Below are 14,531 nucleotides of genomic sequence, written 5' to 3' on the forward strand. Positions count from 1 at the left end.
TCCCTGGCAGTTTTGAGTACGAGTTGTGTCGACGAGATTTCTGACACTGTTCCTGTGACGCGAAGAATATGAGCATGGTGATGTGTTGGCCTTTTTGAAGATTTGTGTGCAATAGAGGTCTTGGTAGATGGCTGAGGAGGGCTCGACTGGGTCGAACCGCATCCCGCCAGGCTTAAAGGCAGGAGGGAAACAAATAGAATAGAAATTATCAAGCGACGAAAAAGCATATAGAATCTCAACCTTTCTCAACTTGTTTAAGTCATGGGATCTTGAAGCGTTATCTACTCAGAGACGATGGGCTGTGACAGGACAGGACTTGCATGGCATAACCCATAGAACGCGAAAGATCTTAAGGGTAATGAGCTAAGTCGACGGGTGGTGCAATATTGCACGTGTCCTATAACAGAGACAAGCCATTGGCAGAAGGCACCAGTTTTTTGATCTAACCATCATACCGGAGGGCATGGATGGGATCTAAGGCTGAAGCTTTGATGGCGGGATAAAGGCCAAAAATCAGACCGACTGCCGTACTAAAGACAAAGCCCAGCATTAGAGCTGCCGGAGAGAAGATGGCAGGGGTTTTCAAAATAACCGGGATAACACGCATAACGCCGAGACCCAAGAGAATACCCATTAACCCGCCTACCAAACTCATTGCCATGGACTCTAAAAGAAACTGAAGAAGGATATCTTCGCGGGTGGCGCCAAGTGCTTGGCGGATACCAATTTCTCTCGTTCGTTCCGTCACCGAAACGAGCATGATATTCATGATGCCTATGCCCCCGACAATCAACGCCACGCCTGCGGTGCCCGCCAACAAGTCCGTGAAAGTGGCCCGTGTGGCTTGTAAAGTTTGAAGCACTTGATCCTCGGAGGCAACACTGACGGCACTCGTTGATCCGAATTGGTTGCTATAGAGATTGGTGAGATAATTGGCTGCCAAGTTGGCTTGGTCGGGGTTTTGCGCTTTCACGATCACCTGGCTCAATTGATTGGTTCCCAACAAGGATTCACTCACGGTAATCGGGATAAATATGGTGTTGTCTTGACTGGCGCCAGGGCCCTCACCAACGGGATTAAGAACACCGACAACGCGAAATTGCTGGCCTAAGATCATAATGGATGATCCGATAGGATTCTCTCCATTAAATAAAGAGGTGGCTTGATTGGCCCCTAAGACGGCGACAGGTTGATCCTGGCTGACCTCAAGTGATGTCAGAAAATGACCGGCTGCGATCGATACAGAACCTAGCTCAAGATAGCCGGCGGTCGTGCCGTCGATGGGCCCGCTGACTTGAGTGGATGGGGACAGGGTTGATATTTTGGCGCCTGCTGTCATCTCGGGAACGACCACGTCCGAAAATGGCAAGACATGATGTATCAGGGTCGTTTCACTCATCGGGAACGGCGTGCCGGAGGCTGGCGACACAAACAATACGTTAGTTCCAAGGGTTTCAATCCGGGAGGTGACTAAAGACGATGCACCTTGACCAATGGCCACTAAGACAATCACGGCAGCCACTCCGATAATCACGCCTAACATTGTGAGAATAGCCCGTAGTTTATTGCTCATTAATCCTAAGAAAGCTAGAATCAATCCATCTCGCCATGTCATGGTGTCTGTTTCACCTCACGTGTCGTCAATATCACTTGCCCATCTGCGATCTGGATTTTTTGATGGCAGCTTTGGGCGATTTCCTGGCTGTGTGTGACAATGACCACAGTTTTTCCCTGATGATTTAAGTGTGTCAGCAAATCCATGATCTCTAAGCCCGTCGCATGATCCAAGTTGCCAGTGGGCTCATCGGCCAAAATCAACGGAGGGTCCCCAATCAGCGCCCGCGCAATGGCCACACGCTGCTGTTGGCCCCCGGATAATTGCGAGGGGCGGTGATGAAGTCTATGAGCTAAGCCAACTTGCTCTAAGGCCGTTTTGGCCTGTTGTCGGCGCCGGGATAAGGGCACACCCCGGTACACCAGGGGCAATGCCACATTATCTAGAGCGGTTAATCCTGGAATCAGCTGAAACGATTGGAACACAAAGCCAATGGTGTCATTGCGCTTGTGGGCCCATTGTTCGCGGCTAAAATGGCTGACATCTTCACCTCCTAACCAGTATTCTCCGCGAGTGGGGGTATCGAGCCCTCCTAAAATGTTGAGGAGGGTGGTTTTGCCCGAACCGGATGGTCCTACGATCGCGGCGAGCATGCCTTTGGGAATTTCAAATGTGATGTCTTTAAGGACCGGATAGACTTCTTTGCCGAGATGATAGTCTTTATAAACTGAGATGAGACGAATCATTTTGATCCGCCTTTCCTTCCCGCGGCTTTCCCTTTATGAAGAGCTCTGCCTTTGGCTTTGAGATGGAGTTTCCCACTGGGTGAGGTCAATACGGCGGTAATGACCTGGTCGTGCACTTTTAACCGCTTGGATTTGACGGCAGCTGTGGTGGCATTTTCCAAAAGCACATGGACGGGGATGCGCGTTACCTGTCCACTTGAAGCTAATACTTCGACAAAATTGTGGGAACCCCGGCTATGAAGACTGGCTAGAGGAACTAATAGAGCATTATGCACTGTTTTGACCACGATGGAAACTTGTGCACTCATGCCGTAGCGGATACCGCCCACATTGTTCAATGTCACATTTACAGGAAAATTGGCAACCCCGTTGCTGTAATTGCCGATAGGGGCAATGCTTTGAACAGTGCCCGAAACCGCTTTTCCAACCAGGGCCGGTAAACTTACTGAGACGCTTTGACCCGGATGAATCAAATTAATTTGGGTTTCTGGGATGGGGACGGTAACCATCTTGGTCTCGCTGTCTAAGGTCAATAATTTAGCGCCGGCCTGGGCGGAAGAATTTAACATTGTGACCTCGCCAGAGAAAGGCGCCTTGATCACCAGGTTCGCTAACGCCTGCTGTTCTTGCAGAAGTGTTTGTTGGTCCCGTTCCAGTTGGGCTTTAGCTTGATCTAAACTCGCTGCAAGTTGCGATTGGCTATCTTGTGACATGATTTTGTCTAACGCCGCTTGTAAGCCGGCGACTTGACTTTCGTCACCCAAAATTTTGCTGGTTAAACTGGGGGACGAAAGCGTCAGAATCGTTGTGCCCGTGGTGATTTGTTGGCCTACGGTCACGTTCACGCTCTGAACAGTTCCTTGACACGGGGAGACAATTGTCTTACCTCCCACAGTTGCGAGCACTTGTCCTGACGAAACGCTTTCGCCCACGGGAGCGACTTGCGTCAGGGTTCCTGCGACAGGGGAGGTGATGACACCTTGGGACTTTGCCTGAGCTAACTGGTCTTCAGCTTGTTGCAGATTATCTTCGGCTTGGGTAATACTGGCTTGTTGAGCCGCCCTATAGGTGGAAGAGGATAGGAGATTCACTTGGTTTTGATCATTTAAAACGGCAGCATTTTGCGCGGCCACTTGACTGGCCAGGGCCGGATCGCTGAAGGTTGCAAGAATTTGCCCCGAGTTTACACTTTGTCCTAAGCTCACATTTAGTTGGCTTAAAGAGGCGTTAGCCGGAATTGAGACAGTATAAGTTTCAACCGGCACGATTTCTCCGGTGGCCGAATCGGTTTGCGATAAGTTGCCTTTTTGCACCATTGCTGTGAGAAATTTTGCGGGAGCCGGCGGACGGGTTGACCGAATGACAATGTAGGTAAGAGCCGACAGGACCAATAGGGTTCCCCCAGCTAATATCACGACACGCCGGTATGGGAGAATACGTTTTTTCAGAGATGATGCGGGTATATTCTGATGGATCATAATCAAGCTCCCCTAGGCCCTATAAGGGTCTCATAAAATTACTGACAACATACAAAAATGGAAAACCTATTCATAAGGGTACTTTCATCAGATTGAAAAAACTACAAGGGAATCCTGAAGAAACACTGAATTTAATTCGCCAATCGAACGAATAATCCAGCATGCACTCAATTGACAGTAATTAAAAGGCGAGAATAAAAGTCACAATTAAAAATTGTTGACGGCCTAATGCGATACGTGTCAACTTTCAAAAAGAGCAATGATTTGTAAAGGTGCACAAAAATTTAGGAAATCGCGCTAGTTATAATGAGTTAATAAAATAAACATTGGGGGATTGCATGATGAAGCGTTTGGTAATTATTGGACATGGTATGGCAGCAACCCGTCTTGCTGAACGAATTGTGGACATTGCCCCCAATATGTATGAAATAAGCATCATTGGTGAAGAAAGATTTCTTGGATATGATCGTATCCAGTTGTCTCATGTACTGTCTGGAAATGTTAATCCTACCGGTTTATTGCTTAAAGACGAACAATGGTATCACGATCATGGCATTACTGTGAAAACCCACCATAAAGTTATCGAGCTGCATCTGAAAGACAAAAAGATACGAACGGAGCAAGGTTTTGAATTTGCATATGACGAGTTAGTACTGGCAACGGGATCATCAGCCTTACGGATTCCCGTTCCGGGTGCTCATCTTCCCGGAGTGATGACTTTTCGGTCTTTAGATGATTGCGAAACGATGATTCAAATGGCGCGACAGCAACGAAATGCCGTTGTGATTGGTGGAGGATTATTGGGTTTGGAAGCTGCTCATGGTCTGAATGCATTGGGAATGAACGTCACGGTCGTACACGCCGTCTCCACACTCATGGAACGCCAATTGGACTGGCACGCAGGCAAACTATTAGAGCGTGAACTGCGTAATCAGGGCATTGAGGTAGCCATGGATGCAAAGACCACTGCGATCCATGGTGATCATCATGTTGAGTTCGTGGAGTTATCGGATGGGCGTAGGATTCAGGCGGATTTAGTTGTCATGGCAGTGGGGATTAAACCCAACGTGGATTTGGCTAAAGCATCAGGAATTGTTGTGAATCGTGGAATTGTAGTCGATGACTTCATGCGAACGTCGGAGGCTCATGTGTGGGCCGTCGGAGAATGTGCCGAGCATGCTGGCGTCATTTATGGGATTGTTGCACCGCTCTATGAACAGGTTGAAGTATTGGCGAAAAAACTAGCGCAAATTCCCGTAGAGTCCTATAAAGGATCCGTGCCAGTCACCAAATTAAAGGTCTCGGGCGTCGAAGTATTTTCGGCTGGTGACTTTCAAGACGATGACCACTCTAACACATTGGTGATGATGGATGGTTTGAGGAATCGCTACAAAAAAGCGGTGTTCCGCCAGAAACAACTTACAGGAGTTATCCTCTACGGAGATACGACGCATAGTGCTAGATACTCTTCATTAATACGTCAAGGGGCAACATGGGAAGACCTCGAAAAGGCTGGCCTTTGGGGAGATAAGGCGGAATCCGCATCCGTATCGACTGTAGAGACATGGAACAATGACGATATTGTTTGTGGATGCATGGGCGTTACTAAAGGGACCATTTTGAATGCGATCAAGACAAAAGGATTGAGTTCTGTTGACGAGATTCGGCTAAATACCGGAGCTTCGCGGTCATGTGGAAGTTGTCGTTCTCTCGTTGGCCAATTACTGACGTATGTGACGGGGAATCAAGTCGAAGATTCTAACCGGCTGTGTGCCTGTACGGATTTAACGCATGAGATGGTTGTCGAAGCAATTCGTTCGTACCATCTCTATCAGGTTCATGACGTCATGAAACAATTGAAATGGAAAAACTCCGAAGGATGTTCAAAATGTCGCCCCGCTCTGAATTATTATGTACGCATGGTGTGGCCTGCTAAGGCAGACGACGATCCCCAGTCGCGTCTTGTTAATGAACGTCTTCACGCCAATATTCAGCGAGATGGAACATTTTCTGTCGTTCCCCGAATTTATGGTGGGGTAACTAATTCCGAACAATTAAGGAAAATTGCTGACGTCGCTGATAAATATCATGTTCCCATGATCAAGATTACGGGGGGTCAACGTATTGACCTGTTGGGAGTTCGCAAAGAAGATTTACCGGCTGTCTGGGAAGATCTTGGTATGACTTCTGGCTACGCATATGGAAAAGCCATGCGAACCGTGAAAACATGTGTGGGAACCGAATTTTGCCGTTTCGGGACACAAGATGCCATAGGTGCTGGAATTCGCCTCGAACATGCCTTAGAAGGACTAGATACGCCTCATAAGGTCAAAATGGCTGTATCGGGTTGCCCACGAAATTGTGCGGAGTCGACCGTCAAAGATGTTGGAGTCATAGGGGTCGAAGGCGGTTTTGATCTTTTTGTCGGGGGCAATGGCGGAGCTAAGGTGCGTGCGGCCGATTTTCTTATACGTGTACGGACAGAAGATGAAGTTGAAGAATGGGCATTGGCCTTTTTACAGTATTACCGGGAAAATGCCCGGTATATGGAACGAACCGCAACATGGGTTGAACGAGTAGGAATCGAAGAAATTCGTAAGACTTTAGAAAACACTGAACAACGCGTTGCTTATGCCCAGCGGTTACGAGACACGTTATCACGGTGGCGTGATCCGTGGCAAAGGATTGTGAGTACGGATGAAGAGCGTCGTTACTTCCAGACTGTGCACATTCAACCATTTTAAAAAGTAAGCAACAGGATAATCAAAATCTCTTGGTAAAGGAGATGTTTTGCACCATGGCATGGATTAAAGTCTTGCGGGTTTCTGACGTGGCACCACAAACGGGACGGAAGGTGGTTGTAGGAAATTGCCATCTTGCCATATTCCGGCTACGGGACGGTACCCTTCGAGCCATCGCTAATCAGTGCCCCCATCGACAAGGGTCACTGGCTGATGGGATTGTTAGTGGGCACCACGTGTATTGTCCGCTCCATGATTGGAAAATCAATTTGAATAGCGGTTGTGCTGAAGCTCCCGATCAGGGGGAGACTAGTATTTTTGCCGTAAAAGTCGTTGAGGATCATGTTTACATTGAATTAGACGATATGGCGTTGGCTATGTGCACAGGTGTCTCACAACCGGTATTCTCTCAATCTGAATAAGGTTTCCATGCTTGCCACCTTTGGAGTATCTTTTGGGCTTGCCCTGTGTCTAAGAGGTAGCGGGCCAACTCCACGCCTTGCTGCCAAGTGGATGTACAGCGCGAAAACCATAACCGCACTCCGGCATTATACACGACTAGATCACGCAAGGGATGAGGATTTCCGGATATTATATGGAGTATCGCCTGAGCTTGTTCGGATGGAGAAAGGTTTATGCGATTTATTGTTGGCATTAATCCCATTTCCCCGGGATTAATAGTTATTTCTTCCGTATGGTCACGTGTGACTTTCCATAGAACACTGGGACGGTGAACATAGAGATCTTCGGAACCTTCTACTCCTTGTACCATCAAAATTTCTTGATATGTGATCCGGGATAACAGACCGAAAATGGCTCGACGCTGTGTGAGATGAAAAATTCCTATGATAAGACGCGCGTGATTGGCCGGATTTAACGTCTTTTCAACGGTATTCAATAATGTCCGAAAGTATAGTTCTTCCCGGATTGGCCGGAGTCGTCGAAGAGGAGCACACACGGCTTCCACATCGAGAAATGAGATGCCAAGCTGTTGATAAGTGCACTGAATATCTTGTGCACTGGTACCCAACGGCAAGTGAAGAGCCGTTAAGACATCAAAAAGCCCTGTGCCTTTTTTAGGAGGCAGGGGGCTTTTGACGCCGTGAAGTAATATGGGAACGCCTGCAGCACGAACAATCAGAGCGGCCGGGATGGTTGCAAAAAAACTATTTTGTCTACCATCGAACGGGCCAGCCGCATCAAGACCTTGAACAATTCGCCCGGAATCCGAATTAAGTGTCACAACATGTAAGCGCAATGCATTAGAAAAGGCGAACAGCTCCTCAGAAGATTCCGTCTTAATGCGTTCGCTAGCTAAAAATGCACCAATTTGGGCAGGAGTAGCTTTGTTCTCAATGATATACCGAGCAGCCAAGTGGGCTTCTTCTAACGTGAGATCGCGAGAACCTTTTCGTCCCCGTGCGATTTCTTTTAGTAGATCGGAAAATTGTAACTCCACAGTTCGCATCGTTCCTCATTTCTGGGATAGGTAAAAACATTAAAATCACGTCTTGTCAAATGGGTGTGAAAAGCGCCGTTTCCTGAGAGCTGTCTCAGTGCGTTGTTTTTCGGCTTCTGCAGGTAATTTCTGCCGCGCGTCCGCCTCGGACTACAGTTTTTCCATAGACATTTGACTGAAATACCCCCGGGGAACGCGGCGGACTCCGCGGAGGCCTTGGATGACAAGATGCCGCAGAAAGGCGGTTCAGATGGGGCCCTCTTCACGGAGACCGAAGTCAAACCCCAAGTTCTCGTGGCCCCCCGACGGGGTGACGCCAGTCGCGACTACGAAGGCCATGCTGACGACACGGTCGCCGTCGCGCACTTTCAGATGGGTACGGCCCCTCCCAAGGACGTTGTTTGAACTGAGTGAGGCACTCGTCGAGACCTTGGCACAGCGAGGACACCTGTGATTGGCTGATGCCCATCATGCCCAATAATTGCACCAACTGATCCCCTGTGCGTGTCCTGACGCACGTAGGTCTCTTGAATGATCCCGACGAGGGTTTTCCCCACTGCGCCGCCGGGATTCGAGAAATTCGGAATAGTCGGTCCCCTGCAGGAGCTTGGGAATGGCGAATCGAATCGTGCCGACGCGGGTATCCCACGTCCGGGAGCGATAGCCATTTCGACGGTTGGTGCGGGTTTCGGTCCGCTCATGCGGACCGGCGCCCATGTGCAGCGTTCCAACGCCTCGCGCAGGAATCCGTATGGTCGGATAGACGCCTTGCGTAATAGATCGAGTCATGGCACACTAGGGGTAGTCATCCCATTCGGAATCTCCTTATAGATTTTCACCGATCTCTAGGAAACCGAATGGGATGCCGTATTGTCCAAACAAAATCTGGAAACGCAGGTGATTCAGTCCGCGCCTGCCCCTCGGCTGCGCATTCGGGGCAGGATCCCCAAATTTACACCTTGTCAGTATGCGGGATATTACGATTCTAAATCGAGATCCAATGCCGTTTCGGATTTTAACACAGGTGATGCGTTTAGGGATGGCCGGTTGAGGTAGACCAACGCTCCAAGACCCATCAGCGCTAAAATTGTGAGAATGATAAAACTGGTAGGGGCGTGATGCACACCACCGACCATCGCCATCACTGGTGGGATAATAAATCCTCCTAGTGCACCGAGTCCGCCAATAATCCCGGCGGCTCCGCCCACGGCATGGGGAATTCGGAAGGGAACAATTTTGAAAACAGCTCCGTTTTGAATTCCCATCCCTACAGCAATAATCAGAATGCTTATCATGGCATCCGTTACGGTTCCACTTTGTGTAACAAATGCGGCACCAAATGCGATAGCCAATAACGAGCCTGCAATAACGAACATGGGAGAGATTCGATCAGCTAACCAACCTCCTACGATTCGGATTAGGGATGTCGTTAAAGTAAACAGTAAAGTAAATAGCCCTGCTTTGACTAATGGAACATGAAATGTGCCGACCCAGAAGGATGGTAACCAGGCGACGAGAGCTAGAAATCCACCAAAACTAATGAAATAAAGATATGTGAGAGGCCATGTGGCTGCTGTGCGCAATGCTGTTAAGAAAGGACTGGTGGTTTTGTTGGGCTTAAGCAATGCGACAGAGGGAGATTCACGCGCGTAAATCCCTATGCCGATAACCATCAATAGCGCCCAAAGACTATAGGCAGGAATCAGTCCAATATGGGCAAAAGCAAACGGCAATAACAGGGCAAAAATGCCGGGGGCGAGATTACCGAGGCCAGCATATAATGCGAGAGCTGTTCCTTGGCGAGTGTGTGGTGCCGCTTGTGATACTTGGGCAATACCTACGGGAAATGTGGCAATGCCAGCGCCGACAAGAAATCCTAAAATTAATAATAACGGAAACAGACCGTTCATATGATGTGGATAGTGTGTGGCCATGACCCAAACAATACCTAATAGTCCGAGAACTGCCGCTGTCAGCAATGTTAAGAAGGGGATTTTAAAGCCGCGACGATCAGCCCATGCTCCAAAAGGTAAACGAAGGAGAGAACCCGATAAATTCGCAACAGCCGCCAAAAGCCCCGCGTCTAATGGGGTGAGATGCATGAGGTGAACGAACTTCGGAACAAGAGGGCCATAGATGGATAACCCGGCAAATCCTATGAAAAATCCTAAAGTCGGCCACGCTAACGTTTTGGCAAATGAATTTTGGTTCACCATGAACCGTCCTCCTCAAAATTAGAAAAGTCAGGATACTCTTCGTTTTCCACACGAACAGATTGAGGTTTTATCTCTAAAGATTGTCGGACCTAGCGAAGTATTACGAACTAGTGAAGTTATATGGAAATATTTTTAGAGGGGGTTTGCGCAATGATTTCCGATAACTCCTGTGCTCGGTGTTTTATTGCTGAGATCGGATAGCCTGCCCTGCGTAGTTGAGAAATTTCCTGAATGAACTCTGCCCATTCAGGTCCAATCATATCTTCTAGCTGTTGCCGTAAGGCTTGTGCCAAGGCAGGAGCCTTACCGGATGTTGAAATGCCGATGACTAAGTCTTGCCGACGAAAGTGGCTTGTTGAGTAAAAATCACACATCGTGGGTCGGTCAACGACGTTGACTAAGTTGCGATATTGTTTAGCCCATTGCCATGCCTGTTCTGCTTCTGTGGGGTCAGGTGTGGCGATAAAAACAATCTGGAAAGACTGAAAATCGGAGTGCGTAACTTGTCGAGGAATCCATGTAATTTTTCCGATTTTTGCCCATTGTTCGATAGGCAGGGTGACTATCGGGCTTATGACGGTGATGTTGGCATCCGAAGCCAGAAGAACGTTGATTTTCCATTCAGCTTGTTGTTCTCCACCGACGATAAGAACAGGGAGTCGATTCATCTCCAACATGATTGGAAATAAAGCCATGTCACCACCTCCTAAGGCTTAAAGAGTGATTTCAAGATCGACGTCTTCAATGATTGTGGACGCTTCTTCACTGAGGGATTGTAAGGGGCTTAGTGATACAACCGTGTGCTTGAATTCCGGCATGCCGGATAAGCTTAAAGGGCCGAGAGGAATGAGATGATTGACAGCCGTGTCCAACTCGTTATGCATACTGACAAATACCGTGTCTTGGCGTATGTCTTGCGTAATGTGGGCAGTCAATGTCAGACTTGTGCCATGGGAGTTCGTGACTCTCACGGGTGAACCGTCAGAAATCGCTAGTTGTTGAGCTGTTTTTGGATGTATGGATAGGGTGTTAGGGGGAATCTTTTTGAGAGCTGGCATGAATCGAGTTTGCGCGCCGCTATTATAGTGAGCGCCTAAACGGCCTGTAATCAGATGAAACGGATATTCAGAATTTGTCAGTTCCGTGGCGGGGCCAGGCACGAGTGTACTGAATCGTGCTTTCCCATCCGGAAATGCAAAAGCGGTTTCATAAAGACGCGGGGTTCCCAAAGGAGCATCCTTGGTTAATGGCCAATGGGCAATTTGGCCAGCCATAATCCTTTCCCAAGATGTCCCGGAGTAATCTGAAGGGGCACCTTGTGTCGCTTTTTGCATTTCTTCGAAAATCTCTTGCGTCGTTTGGTAGGGAAAATATTCCGCACAGCCTAGTCGCTTGGCCAGTTCTTGAAATGCTTGCCAATCTTGCCATGAATTTAGTGGCTGGAGATGAGAAGAAAGGGGGAATACTGGAACAATCCGCGCTTCGACATTGGTAATCGTGCCTTCAGCAACGCCAAACCCTCCAGCAGGAACGACAACGTCTGCTTCTTGTGCGGTTTCGGTAAGAATGGGATCGATGACGACTAAAAACTCAAGATTTTTCATGGCTCGATGGACTTCAGAAGTATCGGGCGCCGATAGTAGCGGATTGGCTCCAACAACCATAAGAGCTTTAATGTCCCCTCGATTGATCGCAGGAAAAAATTCGCTGGCAGTGAAGCGTCCAGCAGGAGGGATTGATTGTGGATCAACGCCCCATACACGGGCAACGGCTTGTCTATGACTTGGATCGGTTATGGGGCGGGAACCTGGGAGTTGGTCAGATTTCTGGCCGAGTTCTCGTCCACCTTGTCCATTCGCCTGTCCCGTTAACATGACCGCGCCCGTCCCGGGACGGCCAATTTGCCCTGTGACCAAAACAACATTCAAAAATGCTGATACCGCTTCGACTCCGTGCTGATACTGTTCCATTCCACGACCATGAAGCAACATCGATCGGGAAGATGCGGCAAAGACACGCGAAATGGTTTCAATGATTTTTGGGGAAATTCCGGTTAGTAAAGAGACCACATGGGGCGAATAATGCCGAGCTTGCTGGGCCATTTCTTCAAATCCTCGTGTGCGATTGGCGACGAAATCATGGTTGACTAAGTTTTGTTGAATGATGCTATGCATCATCGCCCACGCAAGAAATCCGTCGGTTCCGGGACGGATGGCCAGATGATAATCGGCTGATTTGGCTAATCGTGTGCGCCGTGGATCAATGACAATAATGGTTGCACCACGGGTTTTGGCGTGTTGAATCGCACGCATAGCCATAGGGTGAGCGTCACTGAGATTACTGCCCACGATCAAAAGAGTTTCTGTTTGACGAATATCTTCAAAAGTACCGGTGGGACGATCGAGGCCTAACATGGTAATGTAGGCTTTTGCTGCTGATGACATGCAAAATCTTCCATTATAATCGATTTCGCGAGTGCCCAGGGCCAAACGGGCAAATTTTCCTAAGAGGTAAGCTGTCTCATTGGTCAGGGCTCCACTACCGTAAACAGCTATGCTGTCCGGTCCCCAATTTTTTTTGATAGATTGCAGACGTTCCGCTATGGCGTCGAGGGCCGTCGTCCAACTGGTCGGCGTAAGGGGATGTTTACGATGGGGACGAAGCAGTGGGGCCTCGATTCGCTGGGGATGGTTGAGAACCTCGAGGCTAGCCAATCCCTTTCGGCAAAGATGTCCTTCGCTAATAGGATCATGGGGATTACCCACAATGCGCTGTCCCTTGGGGCTTTGCTTAATGGTTACCCCGCATTGCAGGGCGCAAAACGGGCAGGGGGTATAAACGGTAGACATAATCTCCTCCCTCTAAATGATTCATATACACGGTTAGAGCGCTTGGTGTGTTCTTATGCAATGGGGGTGTAAGATATGGGCGTATAATATCACAGAAATTTAGCAATGTCTAACATAAATTCAATAAAATTATGTCAGAGTAAATTTTATTGTGTTAGCTATTTAACGAAGGGAAGTATATTTTTCAATCTAAGATGTTTAATTAAATACAACGAAATGAAGGCAATTAGAAAATTGTGATGTCTGACAAATATATAACATAATCCATATTATTTCTGACAAGTTCTTGAAAAAATATTTCCTATGTCAGTATAATTATCCCAATTTACTTTTTATTAAGGAGGAATTGCCATGAATCGCGAAGGTACACCAACACTCTATGAAAAATATGGTGTGGCTGTAGACGGGGTAGTTTCTCTTTTTTATCAAAAGGTTCTTGATGACGAAGATTTACAACCCTTTTTCCTAGGCGTAAACATGGAGCGTCAGAAAAAGCACATGTCCGCGTTTATTACCTACGCCTTAGGAGGACCGAATAACTATAACGGTAAAAATATGGAAGTGGCGCACCGAAAATTGAAAATAAATAATCACCACTTTCACGCAGTGAGCATGCATTTGTCCGACTCGTTAGAACAATTTGGTGTGGAAGACAGCGATAGAATGATTATATTGTCAACAATCGACCAATTGCGCGAAGCTATTGTAACCGCGTAACCGTCTGTCCGATTCCGTCTTTTGTTGTTGAGACACCTTAAAACCACTCAGGGAACAAGTAGGAAAGGTAAGGGCCTATGGATCGGAATATGGTAACCCAAAAAATTTTGGATGCGAAATGCCGCTTAAAACTCACTTGGGCTGACATAGCTCATGCCCTCGGACGTTCAGAGGTGTGGACAACGGCTGCGTGTCTCGGACAAGCGACATGTTCTGACGATGAAGTAATACGATTAGCGGGTATTTTAGACATCCCACCAGAAGATTTACGTGCCATGACTATCGTGCCCCACAGAGGAAATGTTCCCACGATTCCTCAAGATCCGACTATTTACCGTTTTTATGAAATTTTGTTAGTCTATGGCGACACCATCAAAGAGCTCATTCATGAAAAATTTGGGGACGGCATCATGAGTGCGATTGATTTCACGATGGATATTGACCGGAAGCCCGATCCAGCAGGAGATCGTGTCGTGTTAACGATGAACGGTAAATTTTTGCCGTATAAAAAATGGTAATGTGATTTCAGTGCTCTCATCAAGACAATCAATAACACGACCCGAATCGTCTCAGTTCATTCCCGTCTATATTCCGGCAGTCTGATTAAAATACGTTTTTGTCCTTAATACACCCGGTTGCGGTCCTCTGTAACGAATCCACAGACAGGATCGTTACACCCTCGCTGATATAACACCGATCGCGATGATTGTTGTTATTTATTACAGAGTTTCACGAACGATATTACAAAATGTTATCGATTATGATAAAAA

At 47.7% G+C, this 14,531-nt stretch carries 13 protein-coding genes; 5 read left to right on the forward strand and 8 right to left on the reverse strand.

Annotation, left to right across the window (positions count from 1 at the left end; genetic code table 11):
- Window positions 1–442 precede the first annotated feature (442 nt).
- Genes AOA63_RS14155 through AOA63_RS14165 form a run of 3 tightly spaced genes read right to left on the reverse strand, consistent with a single transcriptional unit; the run spans window position 443 to window position 3,779 of the window.
- Window positions 443–1,615, reverse strand: coding sequence for an ABC transporter permease (locus AOA63_RS14155; RefSeq protein ID WP_053960311.1), 1,173 nt, complete (start codon window positions 1,613–1,615; stop codon window positions 443–445).
- Window positions 1,612–2,301: an ABC transporter ATP-binding protein gene (locus tag AOA63_RS14160; protein ID WP_053960312.1), complete on the reverse strand. Its 690-nt coding sequence runs from the start codon at window positions 2,299–2,301 to the stop codon at window positions 1,612–1,614. Before AOA63_RS14160 ends, AOA63_RS14155 begins: the two co-directional genes overlap by 4 nt.
- The gene (locus AOA63_RS14165; RefSeq protein ID WP_053960313.1) at window positions 2,298–3,779 is read right to left on the reverse strand and encodes an HlyD family efflux transporter periplasmic adaptor subunit; all 1,482 of its coding nucleotides are present in this window, start codon (window positions 3,777–3,779) and stop codon (window positions 2,298–2,300) included. The genes AOA63_RS14160 and AOA63_RS14165 overlap by 4 nt, the downstream gene beginning before the upstream one ends.
- Window positions 3,780–4,117: 338 nt before the next feature.
- On the opposite strand from AOA63_RS14165, the gene nirB reads away from it, so the two are divergent.
- Together nirB and nirD are read left to right on the forward strand one after the other, a co-directional pair.
- Entirely contained in the window at window positions 4,118–6,523 is a 2,406-nt protein-coding gene (gene nirB, locus AOA63_RS14170) for a nitrite reductase large subunit NirB (RefSeq protein ID WP_053960314.1), read from the forward strand.
- A 53-nt stretch (window positions 6,524–6,576) separates the two neighbouring features.
- Window positions 6,577–6,942 (forward strand): nitrite reductase small subunit NirD, encoded by a 366-nt coding sequence (gene nirD, locus AOA63_RS14175; protein WP_053960315.1) that lies wholly within the window; start codon window positions 6,577–6,579, stop codon window positions 6,940–6,942.
- On the opposite strand, the gene AOA63_RS14180 is transcribed toward nirD, so the two are convergent.
- Complete coding sequence (locus tag AOA63_RS14180; RefSeq protein WP_053960316.1) at window positions 6,930–7,988, reverse strand: anthranilate phosphoribosyltransferase; 1,059 nt, start codon at window positions 7,986–7,988, stop codon at window positions 6,930–6,932. The two genes, nirD and AOA63_RS14180, sit on opposite strands and share 13 nt — an antisense overlap.
- Before the next feature lie 219 nt (window positions 7,989–8,207).
- Here AOA63_RS14180 and AOA63_RS20240 point away from each other — a divergent pair, with 219 nt between their 5' ends.
- The gene (locus tag AOA63_RS20240) at window positions 8,208–8,384 is read left to right on the forward strand and encodes a hypothetical protein (RefSeq protein WP_242848344.1); all 177 of its coding nucleotides are present in this window, start codon (window positions 8,208–8,210) and stop codon (window positions 8,382–8,384) included.
- 63 nt (window positions 8,385–8,447) lie between these two features.
- Here AOA63_RS20240 and AOA63_RS14185 read toward each other — a convergent pair whose 3' ends face one another.
- The 4 genes from AOA63_RS14185 to AOA63_RS14200 all read right to left on the reverse strand — a co-directional run bounded on the left by AOA63_RS14185 (window position 8,448) and on the right by AOA63_RS14200 (window position 13,044).
- Window positions 8,448–8,768: a transposase gene (locus AOA63_RS14185; protein WP_053960317.1), complete on the reverse strand. Its 321-nt coding sequence runs from the start codon at window positions 8,766–8,768 to the stop codon at window positions 8,448–8,450.
- Between the two features lie 188 nt (window positions 8,769–8,956).
- The gene (locus tag AOA63_RS14190; protein ID WP_053960318.1) at window positions 8,957–10,195 is read right to left on the reverse strand and encodes an MFS transporter; all 1,239 of its coding nucleotides are present in this window, start codon (window positions 10,193–10,195) and stop codon (window positions 8,957–8,959) included.
- A gap of 116 nt (window positions 10,196–10,311) precedes the next feature.
- Complete coding sequence (locus AOA63_RS14195) at window positions 10,312–10,890, reverse strand: precorrin-2 dehydrogenase/sirohydrochlorin ferrochelatase family protein (RefSeq protein WP_053960319.1); 579 nt, start codon at window positions 10,888–10,890, stop codon at window positions 10,312–10,314.
- An 18-nt stretch (window positions 10,891–10,908) separates the two neighbouring features.
- Window positions 10,909–13,044: a molybdopterin oxidoreductase family protein gene (locus AOA63_RS14200; RefSeq protein ID WP_053960320.1), complete on the reverse strand. Its 2,136-nt coding sequence runs from the start codon at window positions 13,042–13,044 to the stop codon at window positions 10,909–10,911.
- Between the two features lie 351 nt (window positions 13,045–13,395).
- On the opposite strand from AOA63_RS14200, the gene AOA63_RS14205 reads away from it, so the two are divergent.
- Both AOA63_RS14205 and cynS read left to right on the forward strand, forming a co-directional pair.
- Window positions 13,396–13,761 (forward strand): group I truncated hemoglobin, encoded by a 366-nt coding sequence (locus AOA63_RS14205; RefSeq protein WP_053960321.1) that lies wholly within the window; start codon window positions 13,396–13,398, stop codon window positions 13,759–13,761.
- A 77-nt stretch (window positions 13,762–13,838) separates the two neighbouring features.
- Complete coding sequence (gene cynS, locus AOA63_RS14210) at window positions 13,839–14,279, forward strand: cyanase (protein WP_053960322.1); 441 nt, start codon at window positions 13,839–13,841, stop codon at window positions 14,277–14,279.
- Window positions 14,280–14,531 lie beyond the last annotated feature (252 nt).

The sequence above is a fragment of the Sulfobacillus thermosulfidooxidans genome (assembly GCF_001280565.1).
Lineage (GTDB): Bacteria > Bacillota > Sulfobacillia > Sulfobacillales > Sulfobacillaceae > Sulfobacillus > Sulfobacillus thermosulfidooxidans_A.